Annotated in this window: 16 protein-coding genes (1 of these 16 running past the window's edge); 7 read left to right on the top strand and 9 right to left on the bottom strand. The window is 48.8% G+C overall.

The features are described 5' to 3' along the window. Positions 1–17: 17 nt before the first annotated feature. The 6 genes from HP399_RS29655 to HP399_RS29680 all read left to right on the top strand — a co-directional run bounded on the left by HP399_RS29655 (position 18) and on the right by HP399_RS29680 (position 6,208). Positions 18–1,802: an FTR1 family iron permease gene (locus tag HP399_RS29655; protein WP_173621322.1), complete on the top strand. Its 1,785-nt coding sequence runs from the start codon at positions 18–20 to the stop codon at positions 1,800–1,802. Positions 1,803–2,026: 224 nt separating this feature from the next. Next, complete coding sequence (locus HP399_RS29660; RefSeq protein ID WP_173621323.1) at positions 2,027–2,956, top strand: decaprenyl-phosphate phosphoribosyltransferase; 930 nt, start codon at positions 2,027–2,029, stop codon at positions 2,954–2,956. A 64-nt stretch (positions 2,957–3,020) separates the two neighbouring features. Further along, positions 3,021–3,377, top strand: coding sequence for an SMR family transporter (locus tag HP399_RS29665; protein WP_173621324.1), 357 nt, complete (start codon positions 3,021–3,023; stop codon positions 3,375–3,377). Between the two features lie 23 nt (positions 3,378–3,400). Then, on the top strand, positions 3,401–3,841 hold the full coding sequence (locus HP399_RS29670; protein WP_173621325.1) for a divergent PAP2 family protein: 441 nt from the start codon (positions 3,401–3,403) through the stop codon (positions 3,839–3,841). Positions 3,842–3,868: 27 nt separating this feature from the next. Then, positions 3,869–5,557: a hypothetical protein gene (locus tag HP399_RS29675; protein WP_173621326.1), complete on the top strand. Its 1,689-nt coding sequence runs from the start codon at positions 3,869–3,871 to the stop codon at positions 5,555–5,557. Between the two features lie 183 nt (positions 5,558–5,740). Further along, entirely contained in the window at positions 5,741–6,208 is a 468-nt protein-coding gene (locus HP399_RS29680) for an OsmC family protein (RefSeq protein ID WP_173621327.1), read from the top strand. 42 nt (positions 6,209–6,250) lie between these two features. On the opposite strand, the gene HP399_RS29685 is transcribed toward HP399_RS29680, so the two are convergent. The 9 genes from HP399_RS29685 to HP399_RS29725 form a co-directional block, all read right to left on the bottom strand. Further along, positions 6,251–7,084, bottom strand: a complete 834-nt coding sequence (locus tag HP399_RS29685; protein ID WP_173621328.1) for an undecaprenyl-diphosphate phosphatase — start codon at positions 7,082–7,084, stop codon at positions 6,251–6,253. A 442-nt stretch (positions 7,085–7,526) separates the two neighbouring features. Beyond that, a complete protein-coding gene (locus HP399_RS29690) occupies positions 7,527–8,591 on the bottom strand; it encodes a glycosyl hydrolase family 18 protein (RefSeq protein WP_173621329.1) in 1,065 nt (354 codons plus the stop codon). 27 nt (positions 8,592–8,618) lie between these two features. Beyond that, complete coding sequence (locus HP399_RS29695) at positions 8,619–10,379, bottom strand: polysaccharide deacetylase family protein (protein ID WP_173621330.1); 1,761 nt, start codon at positions 10,377–10,379, stop codon at positions 8,619–8,621. 36 nt (positions 10,380–10,415) lie between these two features. Next, positions 10,416–12,299, bottom strand: coding sequence for a glycosyltransferase family 2 protein (locus tag HP399_RS29700; RefSeq protein WP_173621339.1), 1,884 nt, complete (start codon positions 12,297–12,299; stop codon positions 10,416–10,418). A gap of 26 nt (positions 12,300–12,325) precedes the next feature. After that, positions 12,326–13,639 (bottom strand): nucleotide sugar dehydrogenase, encoded by a 1,314-nt coding sequence (locus HP399_RS29705; protein WP_173621331.1) that lies wholly within the window; start codon positions 13,637–13,639, stop codon positions 12,326–12,328. Positions 13,640–13,673: 34 nt separating this feature from the next. After that, complete coding sequence (locus HP399_RS29710; RefSeq protein WP_173621332.1) at positions 13,674–15,128, bottom strand: polysaccharide deacetylase family protein; 1,455 nt, start codon at positions 15,126–15,128, stop codon at positions 13,674–13,676. A 262-nt stretch (positions 15,129–15,390) separates the two neighbouring features. After that, complete coding sequence (locus HP399_RS29715) at positions 15,391–16,815, bottom strand: aldehyde dehydrogenase family protein (protein WP_173621333.1); 1,425 nt, start codon at positions 16,813–16,815, stop codon at positions 15,391–15,393. A gap of 26 nt (positions 16,816–16,841) precedes the next feature. After that, positions 16,842–18,191, bottom strand: a complete 1,350-nt coding sequence (gabT, locus tag HP399_RS29720) for a 4-aminobutyrate--2-oxoglutarate transaminase (protein WP_173621334.1) — start codon at positions 18,189–18,191, stop codon at positions 16,842–16,844. 202 nt (positions 18,192–18,393) lie between these two features. After that, positions 18,394–19,797, bottom strand: coding sequence for a sigma-54 interaction domain-containing protein (locus HP399_RS29725; protein WP_173621335.1), 1,404 nt, complete (start codon positions 19,795–19,797; stop codon positions 18,394–18,396). A gap of 144 nt (positions 19,798–19,941) precedes the next feature. Between HP399_RS29725 and HP399_RS29730 the strand changes: the two genes are divergently transcribed. Beyond that, positions 19,942–20,693, top strand: partial view of a hypothetical protein gene (locus tag HP399_RS29730; RefSeq protein WP_173621336.1) — the beginning only. The gene runs 790 nt beyond the window's last position; only the first 752 of its 1,542 coding nucleotides appear in the window; it begins with the start codon at positions 19,942–19,944; its stop codon lies off the right edge, out of view.

Below are 20,693 nucleotides of genomic sequence, written 5' to 3' on the forward strand. Positions count from 1 at the left end.
GGGATGGAGTGAACACCTTGAAACGCTATCTGTTTATCATTTGTACCTGCATGCTGCTATGGACATCTGCTCTGTCTGCCGCTGCAGCCGCGCCCCTGGTGCCAGAGCAGCTCAAGCAAATGATCGCCCTCTCTAGCGATGCCTTGATTAGCAGTGGAGATAACAACTGGGAAGAAGTAGCTAAAGCGATCAGCAGTATGAAGAGCATCTGGGAAGGCAATTCGGAAGAAACCTCCGCAGATGCACAAGCATTGACGCAAGCAATCGTGGAAGCAGAGCAAGCCCTTGCCCAAGCGAAAGCGAATCCTGACACTGCAAAGGCAGCCATCTCCAATCTGGCAAAAGCGACGGATCGTTACGTCTCGTCCAAAGAAGAAGGCGGTCAACCAAAAGAAAGAGCACACAAGCAAATTGCGGCATTGCTACCGCTCTTGCAAAACAGCATGACAGCCATCACGGAAGGCGATCTGGCGAAAGCCAAGCAATCGTACAACAGCTTCGTCACCGGCTGGTACAAGGCAGAGGGTCTTGTGCGAGCGGAAAATGCCGCAATCTACGGGGATATGGAAATCAAAATCAGCAGTGCACGCATTGCCTTGAATACAGAACCACCAGACCCTAAAAAGAGCGCAGAGAAAGTACAGGCACTCATTTCTACCGTGGACAATTATTTGTCAGGAAAAGCAGTCCAACAGGCCACTGCGAATCCTTCTTCTGAGCAGCCCACCATCTCGTCTCTCCTGGAACTCCTTGCATCGGTAGAAACAGATATCGCCAATCAGGATGCAACCGCTGCTTCTGACAAAATGGAGACCTTTATCACCTCTTGGCCCTCTGTAGAAGGCGTGGTCATGACCAAATCACAAGCTACCTACAGCAGTATCGAAGCCAAGATGGTCGCCGTCCCGACACTCATCCTGTCCAATCCCCCGCAATGGGAAAAGGCGACGGCTCATCTTGCGGAAATGAAGACAGAGCTGGCGCCATTTACGACAGCATCCTCGTACACCGCTTGGGATGCGGGACTCATCTTGTTCCGCGAAGGACTGGAGGCTATCTTGATCATCGTCTCTCTGCTTACTGTCCTGAACAAGTCAGGTAATGCCGACAAGCGCAAATGGATTTGGTCGGGGTCCATTGCCGGGATCGTAGTTTCCGCCATTCTTGCCGTCATCCTCAGTTTCGTTTTCTCCAACCTCTCCACAGGCAACTCGCGAGAAACGATTGAGGGAGTAACCGGACTGATTGCCGTCTTCTTTATGGTAACAATCGGTGCCTGGTTGCATAAGAAGTCCAATTTGCAGGCATGGAATCAATTTGTCGAGAAATCTATCGGCTCTTCTTTGGCAAAAGGAGCTCTATGGTCACTCTCATTCACCGCCTTTCTCGCTGTCGCCCGCGAAGGGGCAGAAACGATTATCTTTTATATGGGGATGGCCGCTACGATCTCCATGACAGACCTGGCGATTGGCATTTTGAGCGCGCTTGTCGTCTTGGCCGTGATTGGCTTGGTCATCATCAAGCTCAGTGCACGCATTCCGGTTCGTCCGTTCTTTTTTGTAGCCAGTCTCTTGCTCTACTACATGGCGTTTAAATTCGTCGGCGTCAGCATCCACGCTTTGCAGGTGACGGGAAGCTTATCTGCACACAGCAGCGATTACTTGTTGTATGCACCGACTCTCGGCATTTACGCGAGCTGGGAAACGACGATCCCGCAATTGATCATACTCGTGATCGTTCTCTTCAATTTGTTCCTGTATTCTCGAAAAAAAGCCGCCACTTCTATTCCGCGGGTGAACTAAAAAAGAGAAAACCTGAAAAACGCAGCTCCATCACGAGGGCTGCGTTTTCTTGTAAACCCTGATATTATTTTTGGCAATCATTCTTTATCGCAAGTTCACAGTTTTTCTGTTATCCTTAAATTTTTATGGAGGAAGTTATGTTACCATATTACAGGTGTAACCTTCTTTTTACATTTTCCGTCATTAGAAGGTACAAGATTCGATATATAGGATAGGGGTTAGATATGGGGGCAACATCAAATTCTGTTAAAGTTGACGTCAAAACAACGCCACGCGTTCGACAAAATATGGTCTACCTATTAGTGAAGCAGCTTCGTCCACATCAATGGACGAAAAATTTGCTGGTCTTTGCTGCCTTGCTATTTTCCTTGCACAAAGTAAGTCCGGATGTCATTGGAAAATCAGTGCTGGCCTTCCTGATGTTTTGTTTTGTATCCGGCTGTGTCTACATCCTCAATGATTTTGTCGATATCAAAAATGACCGAAATCACCCGGAAAAACAGTTCCGGCCCATGGCTTCTGGTGCATTACCGCCCGCGCTCGCATTAGCATTCGGTGCGTTTTTGCTACTGGGTTCCCTTTTTAGTGCTTATTACTTTGACCGATTATTCGCGCTCGTACTGCTCGTTTACTTTGTGCTCAACGTCGCTTACTCGCTGAGGCTGAAGCATGTGGTCATTCTGGACGTCATGATTATTTCAGCCGGTTTTGTTTTGCGTGCCATCGGTGGAAGTCTGATGATCCAAACGCCGTTCACGCCGTGGTTTTTGCTCTGTACGATGCTGCTCGCACTGTTTTTGGCCATCAGCAAACGTCGCCACGAGTTGATTTTGTTGCAGCAGGATAAAGGAACGCATCGCAAAGTGCTCGACAGTTATTCGTCCGAATTGTTGAATCAGTTGAATACGATTGTTACGACCATGACAATCATCAGTTATTCCTTGTTCACTTTTACATCAGGACGCACGATTCACTTGATGTGGACCATTCCGCTCGTGATCTTTGGTATTTTCCGTTACCTGTATTTGATCACCGTCGCAGGTCAGGGCGGCAGTCCTGAAAAAGTTTTGTTGCAGGACAAGCCGATTCTCATTACGGTGTTCCTGTATGTCGTCATGGTGGCCGGGATTATTTACGTATTTGAATTTAAATAAGGAAGTTCAAAAGGTCGGCTTTTGAACTTGAATTTCCTTGCACAGATAGGTTGTGGATCAGGCTATGCCATCAATTGTTCTAATCATCATTTCCGTGGTCCTCAGTGCGTGTGGACAAGTCGCGATGAAGATGGGCGCATCTTCGCTCTCCAGCAACAGTGACATGCTGCTACTGAAGTTCCTGCACTATTTCACGAACCTGCCGATTATGGTGGGACTTGCGCTTTACGGACTTTCTGCGTTTATCTGGATTGCTGCGCTAGAAAAGGTGCAGCTCTCCTATGCTTATCCCATGGCAGCACTCGGATACGTGTTGGTAGCTGCGCTGTCCTTCTTGATCTTCAACGAACCGTTGTCCCTTACACGTATTGTCGGTCTGGCGATTATCGTCGTGGGCGTCGTCGTCATTTCTCAGTCGTAATCATCACGTAGAGGAGTTTTATCATGTTATATGCGGTAGCGCCGTTCATCGGCTGGCTTGTGTCCGGAATAACCAAATTTTTGATTAATTACCTCCGTTTTGGGTCCCGGGCCAAAGAAATGGTCGGGAACGGCGGGTTTCCCAGCACGCACACAACTGTCATGGTCACGACTGTGTTTCTGATAGGTTTGCAGGAGGGCTTTACTCATCCTGCATTCGGGCTGGGTGTGGCTGTGACGTTTATTGTGATCATCGATGCGACTGGATTGCGCAGAGCGGTAGGAAAACATGCAGAGGCACTCAACAAGCTCGCAAAGGAACATCCGAACGTGTTTCCCGCCAAACCTTTGCGCGAAAGCATGGGACATACCAGATGGGAAATTGCCGGGGGTCTGGTGCTCGGGGTACTGCTTGCGACCGTATTGCATCTGCTGGCAGCGAACCTCCCTAACCTCATTGGCTAGTAGATTCGTAGACAGGAGATTATATTCATGAATAACCGTACAGCTACGTACTCGTTCCTGCTTGGAACGGCTTTGCTATTGTTTATGGCTACGATTGTGCTTAGCACATCGGTTTTATTTTTGTTCGGCGTGTCCGTGACGGCCGCCAGCTTTTGGATTGGCCTCGTTGCGGCTTTGGCTGCGATGGGCGGGATGGTGTCGGTCTTCGTAAGTTCACGTCGTCGGGCCTGGTTTTTCTCCCTGTTGGCTGGACTGGCGGTTGTTTCAGGCATCAGCTACTCCATCAGTGCCAATACGTTTGATCTCTCTTTTGACGGACAAACGTATCATCAAGAAGCAATCGTGAAGATAACCGACGGCTGGAATCCGGTTCGTGACCAGCCCATCCTCAAGCCTCCTGGTACAAAAGAAGTGGAGGAGATGGATAATAGAGAGGTTCTCTCGGCCTTTCACCTTTGGATCAATCATTACGCCAAAGGTCCTTGGATGCTCGATGCAGTCATGTATAAACTGACTGGTCAGATCGAGGTTAGCAAAATATTTAACCTGTTGTTGATTGCATCGTCCTTTTTCCTGACACTCGCTGCCATCCGGACCGCTTTCCCAGAGAAACAAGGAGCTGCGATTGCTTTCGCGCTGCTCGCAGCGTTCAATCCCGCGGTGATCACGCAATCGACTTCCTTCTATATTGACGGACAGCTCGGGTCACTCGTGCTCATCATCTGCGCTCTCGGCTATCTGCTGTATAAGCGCTACCATGTTTGGACGCTACTCGCGCTATGCGCAACGCTCATGCTGCTGGCGCAGATCAAATTCACGGCATTGGGGTATGCCGGATTGCTCGGCTTGGCTATTCTCGTGCTCTTCTTTTTCTACGATCGCCGCCAGCACATCAAGAGCATGCTCGTGTGGCTTTCGATTAGTCTGGTTATTACGGTAGGGGTTGTCGGGTACAATCCGTATGTCACCAACACGCTAGCGAAGGGGCATCCGTTTTATCCGTTGGCGGGCAAAGGTGCCGTTGATATCATGACCTCGAACAGCCCGCATGGCTTCAAAGACAATACAAGCATAGAAAATCTGGCTATCTCCTTATTTTCTAAATCGGAGAACATCGCAACACCCCATAGCCCTACATGGAAGGTGCCATTTACGGTCACCTTGAAAGAGCTCGCAGTGTTCTACTCTCCTGACGTGCGTGTAGCCGGATTCGGGCCGCTTTTCGGAGGAGCTCTGATTGTCACATGCTTGATTCTCGTCGCCTTGCTTTTGGGGACTCATCGAAAAAAAGGAGCACCTTTCTTGTGGATCAGCCTGGCGCTTTTCGTGACCGTGCTTATTAATCCGGAAAGCTGGTGGGCGCGCTATGTTCCGCAGCTTTGGTTGATTCCACTCTTGATTGCGCTGGCAGTCTGGGATGTCCAGAAGGGCTTTTTCCGTCATGCGGGCAAGGTTCTGGTCGTCATTTTACTCGCCAATATGGTGATGGTAAATGCTTCTCATATCATTGGACAGTCAGGCGCTAATGCATTAGTTAAAAAGCAGCTTGAAGAGATCAAGGCAAGCAACAAAACGCTGGTCGTAGACTTTCACCATTTCAATGCGGTGAAAGTACGTCTACAAGAAGCTGGCATTCCTTTCGTCGAGCAAAAGCTGGATAAAGGCGAAGAGGTCAAAGGATTTATGACTACGCGTGCCGTTTACCTGTTGAAATAAAACATAGAAGGGGCCGTCTCTACGTCGGGAAATCGACTTTTGAGATAGCCCCTTTTTAAATTCTAGGTTGCTTGTTTAGTGGACAAGTTGCCAACTAGCAAAAACGTATAAATCTTCATAATCATTTTTGGAAAACTATGGTAGAGTTTACTTGTATTGATTATCCAGAAGGGAGTGTGCATCATGCCTGTTGAAACATTCAAAGCAACTGCACATCTACAGAAGGGAATGGTTGTGAAGGCCAGTTCCAGAAACTTTGAGATAACCATCGATGAACCGAAAAGCTTGGGAGGAACGGATACTGGGATGAACCCCGTTGAACTGGTACTCTCCGCATTAGGTGCATGCCAATCTATCGTTGCCAGAGTATATGCCAGGAAGTTTAACGTTCAACTAGACGATTTTTGGGTGGAAGTCGAAGGCGATCTCGATACAGATGGCTTCATGAACAAATCTGATGTTCGACGCGGGTATTCTGAAATCCGATACACCTTTCATATCAAAACCGATGCTCCTAGAGAGCAAGTAGAGTCTTTTGTGGAATTTTTGGAACAGACATGCCCCGTTGGAGATACGATTGCGAATCCAGTCACTCTTAAATTAAACGGTATTGTTATTGAAAAACCGAGCGAGCTAAAGGCGAATGATTAAAATAAGGCTCCCAATTGGGAGCCTTTGTCGTATTTTTGATTTTTACATAAACACAAAGTAAATGACTGCTGCCAGCACCAAGCGATAAATGGCAAAAGGTGTCAGCTTGATGCGGTTGATCAGCTTCAAGAAGAAACGGATCGACAGAAGCGCGAACACAAACGCGCTAATAAAACCGATGACGAAAAACGGAATGCTGTCCATTGTAATCGCATCCCAGCGCTTCAACAGCGACAAAAAGCTCGCGCCCGCCATGATCGGCACAGCCATAATAAACGTGAAGTCTGCCGCTGCCCGATGGCTCATGCCCAACAGTACGCCCCCCGAGATCGTGGAACCCGAACGGGAAAAGCCAGGCCACAGGGAGAAGCATTGAATAAGTCCGACCAGAAACGCTTGCTTGTACGTAATTTGGTCAACCGACTCGATCTTGGAACGTCTTGGTCGGAACCAATCCGCAGCAAGCATGAGAAGAGCGCCCAGCACGAGTCCGATTACAACGGTCTTCGTCGAGAACAAATACTCATCGATGTAGTCGTCAAACAGAACACCCAGAATCCCCGCAGGAATCAGCCCCACAATGACCGTAGCCAAATTCAGTCGAGGTCCTGCCTGAATCTCACTCTTACCCGCCAGCTTTTTCAAACCGAGCAAGCTCATGAACCGATCCCACATCAAAACGACAACGGCCAAAATCGAGCCGAGCTGAATGACAATTTTGAAGGTGTTGGCCACTTCAGGTGAAAACAAATCTTTCGTTTGGAACAAAAAGTCATCCACGATGATCATGTGACCCGTAGAGGAAACAGGGGCAAACTCAGTCAAACCTTCTACTAGCCCCAGCACAATCGCGACAAAAGCTTCCCAGAGACCCAAAAATTCCACGCTCCTATGAATGATGTCCAAAATCAATATGTAGCAGCCGCCCTGTAAAAGAGCAGACCACTGCTTCTAGCATTATAACGTTCATCTCCGGTACAAAGTTACATTGTGATAGAAAAACATTCTAGTAAATTCCGGATGGGTAGTCCCCACAGTGGTAGCCATCTTGCTTTTCCATATTCATTTTTACCTTGCAAGATGTGAATCCAAAGCTGCGTAGGAAGAAGCGAATTTCCAGTCCAAGCGCCTCTGAAGCCCACCTCAGCGTAGGAATAAATGGCGGGGAATTTAAGCTTCACTTATGAATGACATCCTCGAAACTTCTACGTTTGAAGCGCTCCCGCCATTTATTTCGAAGCGGACAGTCAATCACCCCTTGCGGGGCGTAGGCCGAAGCGCAGACTGGAAATTCGCTTCTTCCCTCCACCACAGCCCCTCATCGATTCACATATTGCAAAGTCCCTTCCCCCATGTCACCTAGTCGCCAGAGTGCCATTTTCTCAATGCCCGCTTTCTTCGCAACTACGACCCATTGAGACAGTGTCTCTTCATCCGCATACCAAACCGTGTGCTTTTGTCCGTCTTCATCCATATAGTCGAAGTACAAACTACCACTCGCTTTATCCCGCTTTTGCGGCTCGACACTAGAGATAGCAAGGTCTGCTGCCTGTTTTTCCGTCACAGCCGTCACTTTTCCATCAGAAGCCCAATCAAATCCGCCTACAGAGAGGGCCATGACCTTGTCACCCGGCACCTTTTTCATTCGATTGGCGAGCTGCTCAATAAATGCATGATCGGCTTTGGGACCTGGCTCTGTATTCGTACCGTACAAATTATAAGCCATCATGACGTAAGTAGGTCCCTTTGGCAATGCCAAGTCTTCAATCGGCGCGCGCGGCTCCAATACGATGCGAAGCGACTTCCCCTCCTGCTCCATATGCTGATACAAGGTATGGATAAAAGTAAGGAAGTTGTCCCAGTCTTTCTCGTCAATTCTCTCATAATCGATTTCTAAACCATGAAAGCCATTCTGGATCACGGCATTCTTGATCTCCATAATGTGCTTGGTACGGCTTGCATCTGTCGCCATGAGCCGGCTGACAATCGACGGGTCCTTTTGAACCTGCGTACCATCACTGTTAAGACGATCATTCACAATGGTCAAATCGAGATCGACATAGCTGCCCTGCTTCGATGCTTCCTTGATTTCCGGCATCGCCTTGGTCATGCGGTCAGTAAAGTGCAGCTTGTTGTTTTCATCAAAATACGCGGCGAAGACTTGCACACTGGACAAGCCATCCGTCATCCTGCGGAAATCCTCCAAACCGGATTCCCACTGCCAGTCTACCACCCAGGCAGTCAACTCCGTCCTGTTGTTGGCTGCATCTACAATCTCTATGCTTTCGGTATCATTCCATTTCATCACGTACCACACGAGGGTGATACACGCTACTATCAGAAGAACAGTCAAAATGATCGATCGTTTCTTGATGTTTGACACCTTACACTGATCCCCCTTGTTTCAGATTTAAAAGGTGTCGATGACCCAGTCCATTGTGGAAGAAAAAGCTTTCTTGATCGAACTGACGACTCCTGCAAACCCTGTCTGCACATTACTGAACAGCGTCTGCTGCTCACCATTTGGTTGCACCTGGGACCCAATCTGTACGTCCGCAAACACACCGTCATAAATATCGTCTTTTTTGTTCACTTCACTATAGGCCGCTTCCAATGCAACACCACCGCTACTAATGCTCGGGTCGATCTGTTGCTGATCCATGAGCGGTGTTTTATCCACGGAAACACTGAGACGGTCTCCTTGAACAGTGATTTCGAGTTGACGCGTATTTTTAATGTTAATCGGGTATTTTTCCAGCTCGGGAGCACCTGACTCACCTTGCTCTCGCGTATAAACAGAGGCACGGTCAAAGGTCAAATCTTCTGGATTCCAAATCACTTGGCTCAATTCCGTCTTGAAAAGCTCCTGAACTTCTCCTTTTTCCTTCTTCTGCTCGACGCGTAGCTCATTATCATGCAGAACGACCCGTACAAAGCTGCCTTTTTCCCGATCATAGCGCAAATAAATCGTCTGCTTGCCGATTACATTCCCTTCCAGTTTGGCAGAAAGCTTGATATCCTTCTGGGTGTCGCTGTTTTTTAAATATAACATGCCAGAGCCAGCAGCTGGAGAGGTCAGGACGATCTGATCCTCCATAAATTGCGCGGCGCCACCGAGACGATCCCACTCTTTGGCCTGCTCTTCATCGCCGCGAACGAAGCGAATCTTCTCGTCAGTGTCTTTTTGGATGCGCATTAACAAATGATTCGTGTACCAGTAAGGCTCTGGCTGCACGCGGGTCAGGTCGTACAGATCACCCTCGCTGTCGTTGTAGGCGGTACCTTCCCGGTTAAAGTGCATCGTAAAATACTTTTTGATATTCGCGTCGTTCGCATCCGCTACCAGGCGATTCATGCCGCCATACAGGGTGTTCGCATGCATAATCATATAGGCACCCGGGACAAAGCCCAATTGGTCCATATACGTATCATTCATCAGCTTGTAGTCTTTGTCCATTCTCGCTTCCATCTTGCTTCTGTCTTCAATCGGGATCATATTGCTGTCACGGATAAAGTCCATCAAGTAGTGGTTATAGTAGCCCACCTTTGTTTTATTCGTTAATTCACTCTCATCCTTTACCCCGATGAAATTGCCCTGATCATCAAACACATTGATATACGTCAACCGATAGCCGTTGGAACCGAGCTCCCAGAAGCCATTTTCCATCATTTTTTTCAAGTCTTCCGGCTGGAGGAATTTGTTCTCGCTGTTTCCCATCTTGTTGCCGTAAGACAATGCTGTTGCTTTGAAGTTGTACTTCTCCAAAAGCGGTTGGGCAAACAAGCTCGAATCGTTGCGGCCATCTTCAAAAGCCAAAAACAGTGCCTTGTCAGGAAGTGGCTTCTTTTTCTTGTAAAAGTCCAAGATATCTTGTTGCGAGATCGTTTGATAGCCCTGGTCATACAACGCCTGCAGCTGCTCGTCCAATTGCTTCTTGGCTACTAATTTCGGTGTACCCGAACGACCTACGCCAAAATAGGAGATGGCGATAAAGCCTTTTTCATTCGTCCAGTTCGCCTTATTCGGCTCCTCGTACTTCTTCCAATCAAATACCGCATTATATAACATGACACCCAGGACGACTAAGATAGCGACCTGGATCAGCGTCTTGATGAATTTATTGCGATCTTTTTTCCGATAGTCCAAGACATCGCTCGTCGTTTTCCCCATAACTCCTGACACCCTCACTCCCTTTGTCTTTCCCTCTTAAAATGGCAGCCCAAAACCTTTTTTGTTCTTCTTTCGAGCTTCTTTTTTCAATCTCGCTTCAACGTCCTGCGGTGTTTCTCGCGTACCCCAAGTAGATTTCCAGAATGTCACCCAAGCCACAGGCATCTGCCACAACAACACCAGCTCATAAAACACACAAAAGACAATCCCGAAAACCCATAGCTTGCTTCTACGGAAAAACAGATGAGCCAAGCTCATTAAGAGCGCCATCAACAGCAAGCCCATTAAGAACGTACCCGGGAAAATATGATGAACGAGCGGAACGTATACGAGGTTGTACAGTACGATGACGGGAGCAGCGATAGGAACAATCAGACCAATGTAAAAGAAGATCGCCATAAAAGGCTCCTTGCGCCAAATAAAGCCGCTGGCACGCAAAGATTCCCTCAACCACGAACGCTTCCAGCGCATCTGCTGCTTCAAAAATATATTCATGTCTGACGGCACAATCGTCGAACAAATTGCAGAATCCTGATAGCCTGTCCGATGGGTTCGCAAAATAAAGTTGGTCATGCTTCGGTCATCGCCAAAAGTGGCGGGCTGCCCGAGAAACTTCTGATTCAGCCATGCTTCAGAATGCTGCAAAATCAATTCCTTGCGATAGCAAGACAACGGCCCAGACAAGCAAGTGACACTATCAAACCACGACTCAGCCGCCTTCATAATGCGAAAAGCAATGTAGTAACGAACCGTTTGGAGCTTGGTGATTGCGTTGGTGAACTTGTTTTCCACATCCGTACGCCCTGCGACACCACCCATTTTCGGGTCTTGGAAAGGCTGTACGAGGTTGCGAATCGCAGTCGGTTCCAAAAAGCTGTCCGAATCAACGAAGACAACCAAATCGTGCTTGGCCATTTCCACACCTTTTACCAAAGCAACCCGTTTCCCGCCGTTTTCAGAAAGAATGTGCATCTTCACGCGTTCGCGAGTCATATAGCGCTCGGCCTCGTTATGAATCATATCGATGACCTTTTGAATCTCTTCTGCTGATCGGTCTGTCGAGCGGTCGTCTACCACGATGACCTCCAGCTTATCAATCGGGTAGTTCTGATTCACACAACTCAAAATCGTCCGGTGAATCCACTGCTCTTCGTTGAAGCACGGAATAATAATACTCACACCCGGTGTATAGTCCGGATTGACGGGAACCTCCCGATAAAGAGCACCGAATAAATACCGTGTCAGCAAAAAGGCAGCGGCAATCAAGCTGTACAAATACAAGTACATGTTGTATTTGAAATAAATCACGCTCTCCGCGCGCATGAGCACGATAAACGCCGCAGCGAAAAACAGGGAGGCACTTGCGATATAAATCGCGTATCCCCAGCGCTTTTTGCGAAAATACTCGGTCAGCGGTTTGGAAAACTCGAAGGCGAGCATGAACTTCTGACGCCCGTCCTCTTCCTGCGTAAACCAGCGAACGACAGTTGCATCCAGCTTCACCGTTGACTCATAGCCTTCTGGCATTGTACCTGGCGGGATTGTGCAATGAATCATAAACACTTGTCCCACCTGGATGTCTTCTATCTCTGAATCTAGTTCAACTAATAGGCCAGTCGAAGAAATGTCGACGGCTCTGGCCTTGACTCCTTCCTTGACCCGCTGTTTCTTGGTCAATAGCGTCACCGGGAAATCCGCCATATAGCGCAGACTCAGCATCCGAATGCGATTCAAATATTCTGGGTCCTCCAGCTGTCCTTGCTCATTCGTATCTTTAGCACCACGTCGGTCCACTTGGACACGAATTTTCTCCGGGTCTGGCACATTCGATAGCACGCGCCTCTCCGTTTTGGAAACTGTCAGTACTTCATCGATTTTCTCTTTCTTTTTAGGCTTTATTTTCTCTATCAACTGTTTCATCACTGTCGCTCTCTCCCCTCCACTGCCTACAAGCTCCAGTAATGAAATCCACTGTTTTCAAAGTCAGCTTTGGAATAAGTCTCTTTTATATCGATCATGATTTTTGCTTCATTCTTGCCGTACATCGCGGCAAAATCAGCGACTTCCATCTGGGCAAAGGGAGCATGCGGTACGGCTACAACCACAATGTCCAAGTCATGGAGAGCCTTCGTCTCTGACAACTCGATGCCGTATTCCTCGTATGCCTCCTGAGGATTTACCATCGGGTCTACGACCAGTGGGTTGATCCCGTACTCCCTCAGTTCCTCAACGATATCCGTCACCTTGGTATTTCTGATATCCGCGCAATTCTCTTTGTAGGACAGTCCGAGTATGCCAATCCGTACATTCTTGAGGTCGAGCTTCGAACGAACAGCCATTTTGATAATTTGTTGGGCGACATATCTCCCCATGCCATCGTTAATATGTCTAGCCGCCAAAATGATGCGGGAGCGATAGCCACTGTCCTCTGCTTTGTACGTTAAATAGTAAGGGTCGATACCGATGCAATGCCCACCGACCAAGCCCGGTGAAAAAGGGAGGAAGTTCCACTTGGTTCCTGCCGCTTGCAATACTGCCTTCGTCGGAATATCCATCTGATTGAACAGCATAGCCAGCTCATTCATAAACGCAATATTGACATCCCGCTGAGCATTTTCAATGACTTTTGCCGCTTCCGCTACCTTGATGCTTTCTGCTCGATAAACGCCTGCCTTGATCACGAGCTCGTAGACGCTTGCTACGATTCCCAATGTTTCTTCATCCATCCCCGATACGATCTTGACGATGTTTTCCAAACGATTTACCTTGTCTCCCGGGTTGATGCGTTCAGGTGAATAGCCAACCTTGAAGTCTATGCCACAACGCAAGCCCGACTCCGACTCCAGGATTGGCAAGCAAACTTCTTCGGTTACCCCTGGATAAACGGTTGATTCAAAGACAACGATTGACCCTTTTCTCAACTGTCTGCCCACCATGCGGGATGCACTTTCTACATATTTCAAGTCGGGGACATTGCCGCTTTTGACCGGAGTAGGCACTGCCACGATAAAAAATCGCGCTTCCTGCAATCTATTTTCATCTGAAGTGATTTCAATAGCAGCGTCACTCGTCAGCTCCTGATCCACGTCATTATCATAAAAGTGTCCCTTTTGATAGGCTGCTACTTTTTCTTTGTTTACATCGAATCCGATCACAGCCGCACGTTTGGACAGTGCCATCGCTATCGGCAGGCCTACGTACCCAAGACCGACGACAGCAATTTTCTCCTTTCTCTCCACAATCCCTTCGTACAAATTCATAAGCTGTCTCCCTCTCCCTGTTCTATTTTGGGCTTTATTGGCCAAACATCTCTGTCATGGGTACAAGCGTGTATCCTTTGCTTCTAAGCTGATCAATTACGATTGGTAGCGCCTCTATTGTGTGAATGTCATCGAGCATGTGCAGCAGAATCACGCTTCCGCTCCGCGTCTGCTCCATAATGGTTTTGACGATATCGTCCGCACTCCGTTTCTTGTCGTAATCGGACGGCGTCACATCATAAATCGTAATATCCTCGTAGCCCGTCGCTGCAATCGCCTTGAGTGTCTGTTCGTCAAACGCCCCAGTTGGTGGTCTGAAATACATCGTCGGCTTCTGCTGAATCGCTTCGGTAATGATCTGATGGGCTTTGACAATCTCTTTTTGCAATTCTTCCGGCGCAATTTTGGTATTTACCGGGTGAGAATAGGTGTGGTTGGCTACATCATGACCCGCTTCCGCAATCGCTCTCGCCAAGTTTGGATTTCGCTCTACACCATCTGCGCGAAGGAAAAACGAAGCCTTTACTCCTTTTTTGTCCAAGATATCGAGAATCTTCGTAACTGTTTGATCCGTACCCCAATCATCGAAGGACAAGGCGACCATCTTCTTGTCTGTTTCTTTTCGATAGATGAGTTTTGGCTTGGACTCGTAGTACGCCGCATTCATTTTTGCTGCATCAAAACCCGGAATTTCTTGCAGCGGCTTTCGCTCCCCGCCTTGTGCAATCAACTCGTGCAATGGGACGAATCTGTAACCGACATCCGTAGCTGCCTCTGCGAGAAGACGGATGTTTTCTACGACAGACTTGTTCTCCTCTGTATCCATCGCGATGATGCCGCCGCGATTCATATATTTTCTTAAGTAATGAATTTTTTGCTCCTCCGTCTCTTTTTGCCAATTGTGCAGAAACAGACTGGAGGACACGACCGCTTCTTGTCCATTATGCGCAGCTACCAATCGAAGATCGTCGGAGTAATCGCCCGACTTCGTTCTGATATACCACGGTGTTTTGTCGGTCTCTCTTTTGATGACCTCATTAGCCAATTTGATATCTTCGTACATTTTCTCGTAAGATTGGCCTTGCAAATCTGACTGTTTTAATGTGTTGTTTTCAATTTCGTGACCTCTGGCAACAATTTCTCGCGCAATGTCAGGCTCTTCCGCTACTCTCATTCCTGGCATGAAAAAAGCTGCCTTGATGTGGTACTTGTCCAACTCCTCGAGCAGTCTTTTCATCGTGTCCTTATCTGCCATCCCATTAAAAGTAAGAGCAAGCTGTCTTTGCGTCGTGTAGACCATAGACACTGCCTTGCTCTTTTCCCCTTGGTAACGCTCGATTTTTTCAGGTTTGGCCGGCGCTGGGCCGTTATCTGCACCGTTTTCTTTCCCCTGAAACGGTGAACAGCCTGCCAACAATGCCACGATCGCTACCAGGGAGATCCAGTGAAATAATCGGGACCCACTGGCCCCTTTCTTATGACTAATCATGATTGTCCCCTTTTCATGTAAGAAATGCCCTATACACATAAAAAAACGACTATTTCATCTGCGCAACAAGTAAAGTGTAATCACACACTCTTCCGCAAAAATGAACATAGTCTGCCACTACACGCTAGACTAACATAACCACCTATACCAAACAACTTTTTGAAGCGGTTTCATTTATGACAATTTATGGAAATGGAAAAAATCGCCTTCAAGACGCTATTTTCAAAAAAAAGACGAGCCTCATCGGGCCCGTCATTCGTTGTTACAGTTTGATCGCGATTAATTTTAGTTCCGTTAATTCCTCGACCGCATACTTGATCCCTTCGCGGCCAAAGCCACTGTCTTTTACTCCGCCATACGGCATGTTGTCTACGCGGAACGTTGGAATGTCGTTGATCATCACGCCTCCGACCTCCAGCTCTTCCGCTGCACGCATAGCCGCGTGAATGTCACTCGTATAGATACCTGCCTGCAAGCCGAATCGGGAGTCATTTACCGCCTCAATCGCTTCGTCCATTGTCTCAAACGGTGTAACGACTACGATTGGACCGAAAACCTCTTGGCAGGAGACGGCAACATTCGCGCCCACATTGGTCAGAATCGTAGGGGCAAAGAGGTTGTCACTGACAGGCTTCCCGCCAGTAACTACATGTGCACCTGCTTCTACTGCTTCCTGTACCCATGCTCCCATGCGTTCATGATCCTTGGCGGAGATCACAGAGGACATGTCTGTCTCTTCGTTCAGCGGATCACCCAGCACGAGCTTTTCTGTGCCCGCCTTAAACTTCTCCAGGAACTCTTCGTACTTGCTCTGGTGAATATAGACGCGTTGCAGCGAGATGCACACTTGACCGCTAAAGGAGAAGGCACCCATCACGCAACGATCAATCAACGCTTGCGTGATTTCCACGTTGTGGTCGATGATTACTGCGGAGTTGGAGCCAAGCTCCAAGGTCACGCGCTTGAGTCCCGCTTTGTTTTTCATCGCGATTCCAACCGCTGGGCTTCCCGTAAACGTAATCGCGGCAATTCGGCTGTCACTGACCAGCTTTTCGCCTACGACTGCGCCTTTTCCAGGCAAAATATTGAGCGCTCCTGCTGGCAAGCCTGCCTCTGCGAAAATATCGGCCAGGATCAGCGAGCTAAGCGGCGTCTGACTCGCTGGCTTCAGTACAACGGTATTTCCTGCGGCAATGGCAGGCCCAACCTTGTGTGCTACGAGATTAAATGGAAAGTTAAAAGGCGTGATCGCGCCGACTACGCCAATCGGCTTACGTACCGTAAAAGCAAGACGTCCTTCACCACCCGGTGCTGCATCGAGCGGCACCGTCTCTCCGTGAATGCGCTTCGCTTCTTCTGCTGCGAACTTGTAGGTCTGGATTGTCCGAGCGATTTCTACACGACCCGTGCGAAGTGGCTTGGCGGCTTCCTGTGCGAGGATGACCGCCAGTTCCTCCTTCCGTGCTTCCATAATCGCAGCGGCCTTCTCCAGTATCAAGGCGCGCTGACTGGCTGGCATTTTCGCCATGACTTTGGCTGTTGCTTTGGCCGCCTTGATTGCCTCGTCGACGTCATGCTCGTCTGCCTGAGCGATTTCAGCCAGCAGCTCCCCAGAATACGGGGAGTAGAGCGGTGCGTATTCTTTTGCTTCTTTCCATTGTCCGTTGATGTAGAGTTGCTTTTTCATGAGTATGGAGAACCCCCTCGGGCTTTTTAGTTCGTCACGTATTGGCTTTTCAGAACATCCGTCATAATGTCCAGTGCCTCTTCCAGTTGCTCGTCTGTAATAACCAGTGGAGACAGGAAGCGCAGCACGTTGCTGTGTACGCCAGCAGAAAGGACGATGACGCCAGACTCGTAGCAGCCTTTGGTCAAGCCAGCAACGAGCTCTTTCGCTGGTTGTTTGGTTGTTGGATCGATAAATTCTACGGCGCACATCGCACCTAGCCCGCGCACCTCTGCGATCACAGGGAACTCTTTTTGCAACGCGTGGAAATGCGCCTTGATCTTGTCCCCGATCACCTGCGCACGACCAGAAAGGTCTTCGCGCTCCATTTTTTCAATGACTGCCAATGCCGCTACACAGCCAAGCGGGCTTCCTCCATAGGTACCGCCGATCTCACCTGGATTTGGCGCGTCCATGATTTCTGCGCGTCCCGTAACCGCAGAGATAGGCAAGCCTGCCGCGATTGATTTGGACATGGTGATGATATCTGGCTCGATATCAAAATGGGTAGAAGCAAACATGGCGCCAGTACGACCGAAGCCTGTTTGAATCTCATCCGAAATGAAGAGAATTTGATGCTTTTTACAAATGTTATAGACACCTTGAACGAAGGACACAGGCGGAACGATAAAGCCGCCTTCTCCCTGAATCGGCTCCATAATCACGGCAGCCACTTCTTCCGGTGCAACCTCAGTCAAGAGGAAGTCCTCGAACTGACGCACGCAGAATTGCGCGTACTCATCATCAGTCATGGATTCCGGCTTGTTCAGTGGATACGGGAACTGCGCTTTATACGTAGCTGGAGCGAATGGACCCATCTGGAATTTGTACGGCTTCACCTTGGAAGTCAGTGACATGCCCAGAAGCGTACGACCATGGAAGCCGCGGCTAAAGGAAATGATCCCTGGGCGTCCTGTGTATTTGCGGGCGATTTTTACCGCGTTCTCTACTGCTTCTGCCCCGCTGTTTGCGAGCATCGTCTTCTTTTCAAAGCTGCCTGGTGTGATTTGCGTCAGCTTCTCAGCCAACGCCACATATGGCTCATACATCCCTACGTGGAAGCAAGGATGAATGTATTTGTCCAGCTGCGCTTTTAGTGCCTCAACTACTTCCGGCGGGCAGTGTCCGGCATTCAGTGTACCGATCGCTCCGGCAAAATCGATGTACGTATTACCATCTACATCCGTAACCAAGGCACCTAAAGCTGACTCTACAAAAACAGGGGTATTGTTGCCGACACCTTTTGGAACGAACTGCTTTCTTTTTTCAATCAGGGCCGCTCCCTTTGGACCTGGCACACCAGCAGCTACGTTTACAAATTGACGTTGTTTGGACATATCGTTTCCTCTCCTCGTTCGAGATGGTATTGGTTGAATTGCTTGCTTGTAAACTCAACCACGATATGTAGCAATACCTATGCCAAACGCCAGAGCTTGATGAAATCGCATTTCCGGCACTACGGTCACATCAAATTATTCAAAAATGAATCAAAACACCAGAATGATCGATTCATTTTTGAATAAACGATTCATTTTTGAATCACCTGGAACGAATTCGATATTTTTGCAGCTTCCGCACGACAGAGGGCTGACTAATGCCGAGAAACTCCGCGATTTCTCCAGTGGTCCGGCAGTGCTCGGATGCATAGCGCAGCCATTTTTCCTCTACCTGCTCCAATGCTTCGCGAAGCGACATCTTGGAAGTAGCCAGACTCGGCTCCATCGCTGCCTGCTCTTCCCCTGCCAACCTGATTTCCGCGGGCAGATGCTGAGAAGTGATCACCTCTTCGTCCGCTGTGACCACCATTCTCTCCAAGACGTTCTCCAGCTCGCGCACATTGCCGGGCCACTCGTACTGCATCAAGGCATGTGTTACAGCAGGGTCCAGACGCTTGTCCATTCCGTATCGTTCATTGAGCGAGCGCAGGACGCGCTTCAGGAGAGCCGCGATATCCTCTGGCCGATTTCGTAACGGCGGGACGTGGATCGGGACAACATTCAGGCGAAAATACAGATCCTGCCGGAACTTCCCTTCCTTCACCATCTTCTCTAAATCGCGATTGGTGGCGGCAATCAGCCGAAAATCCACGTCGCGGTACTGTGTGCTCCCAACGCGTTGCAACCGTTTTTCTTGAATCACCTTCAACAGCTTGGCCTGCAAGGTCAGCGGCAGTTCCCCCAGCTCGTCCAAGAGGAGAGTCCCTTGGTTCGCCATCTCGATAATCCCTTGCTTCCCCTGCTTGGCGGCTCCCGTAAACGAACCAGCCTCATAGCCAAACAGCTCCGATTCCAGCAAGCCCTCCGGGATCGAGCCACAGTTGATCTCCACGAATTGCCCACCCGCACGACGGCTATTGCGATGAATTTCTTTCGCGATCACGTTTTTCCCGACACCTGATTCCCCGAGGATCAGGACATTCGAATCGACAGCCGCAACTTTTTTGATGAGACGCTCAATGGCTTGCATCGGCTGACTCACTGCCACGAAGCCCTCCTGGTGCTTTTCGCGCAGCTCCTCAATCTCGGTTTCAAACTGCTTGAGCTGCTCTGTCAGACCTTCGTAACGCCGTTTCAATTCCATAATTTCAGTCAGGTCATGGGAATAGCTGATGATCGAATGCATGCTGCCATCCTCATTCCAGACGGGAAAGGCTGTCACCATCAGCTTTCGACCCCCGGGTATTTCTTGCATGATCGTCTGCGGCGTCTTGGCATCCATGACCTTTCGCGTGACAGATGGAGAAAAAACCTTTCTTTTTTCCAGCTCGATGACGTTTTTGCCCAAGAGCTCTTGCTTTCCAATGCCGTATATTTCATAGGACGAATCGCCAACCAGCCGGATGTAGCCCTCAGGGTCCGTGATTAACAAATGATCGCGAGACGTTTCAACAATGGCCTCCAATACGCGGCTCATCCACTTCTCCGTGCTCTCTTCTCTCTTCATCTCTTCGCCGCCTCTCACACGCCGCTGTGTCCGACCTGTGTTTATTTTTTCATTATAGAAAACAGCAAGAACAACGACAACCTATGAAAAATATGTAAAAATAACGATAATAACACGCCTTGCGAGATGGAAAGGATGGTAGGAATGACGCCCACAGTCGGAGACATCTACTGTGTTTTTGTCGAGAAGCTGCAAAAGTACGCAGCTTGCCAGGTCACATCGGTAGAAGAACCTGGCTCGAGTAAAGCCAATTCGCTCATCAGTATCCTCGAGCTGGACTGGAGCAGCGATACACTACCTGATGAATCGGATCTGCACCAGATGAGGCCCTTATATTGCGACTACTTCTTCTGGAACAACAAGCTCGATCACATCTATGTTGATCCAGCGGTGCCCAAAGGCTACATAAAAGTAGGCAATGTACCACCTATCGTGACAGAAGAGACAAGGAGTTACGGCAGTTGGGATGTCGGAGGGAGCCTGTACCGTCAACACAAGTGGAATCAAATTCCCGAGGAACGTCGTAAGCAGTTTAAACAGGCCGCAAAGGATGACCAGATGATTTCGCTGGGCGGAACAAGCCTGCGCCGATCTAACAACGTCATTCATGCTGACATCCTGCGAAGCCTGACGGACATCTCTGAATTGGAAAAGCTCCCTTGCCTGACAAGAATCTATGCAGAGGAGCCCACCGATTCCTTGCTTACCTTTGTCAAAAGCAATCCGTTTATACTGGAGCTTCACTTGGAAAAAGCCAATGGCTCCTCTCTAGATCTGACAGGAAGCCATCTCAGTAAATTCTCTATCCAAAACGCGGACGGGCTGGAGTCACTCCATCTGAACGATTGTCTAAGAGAGCTCATACTGGGCAAGGACATTTCATCAAACCTGTTCAT

This window comes from Brevibacillus sp. DP1.3A (assembly GCF_013284245.2).
Lineage (GTDB): Bacteria > Bacillota > Bacilli > Brevibacillales > Brevibacillaceae > Brevibacillus.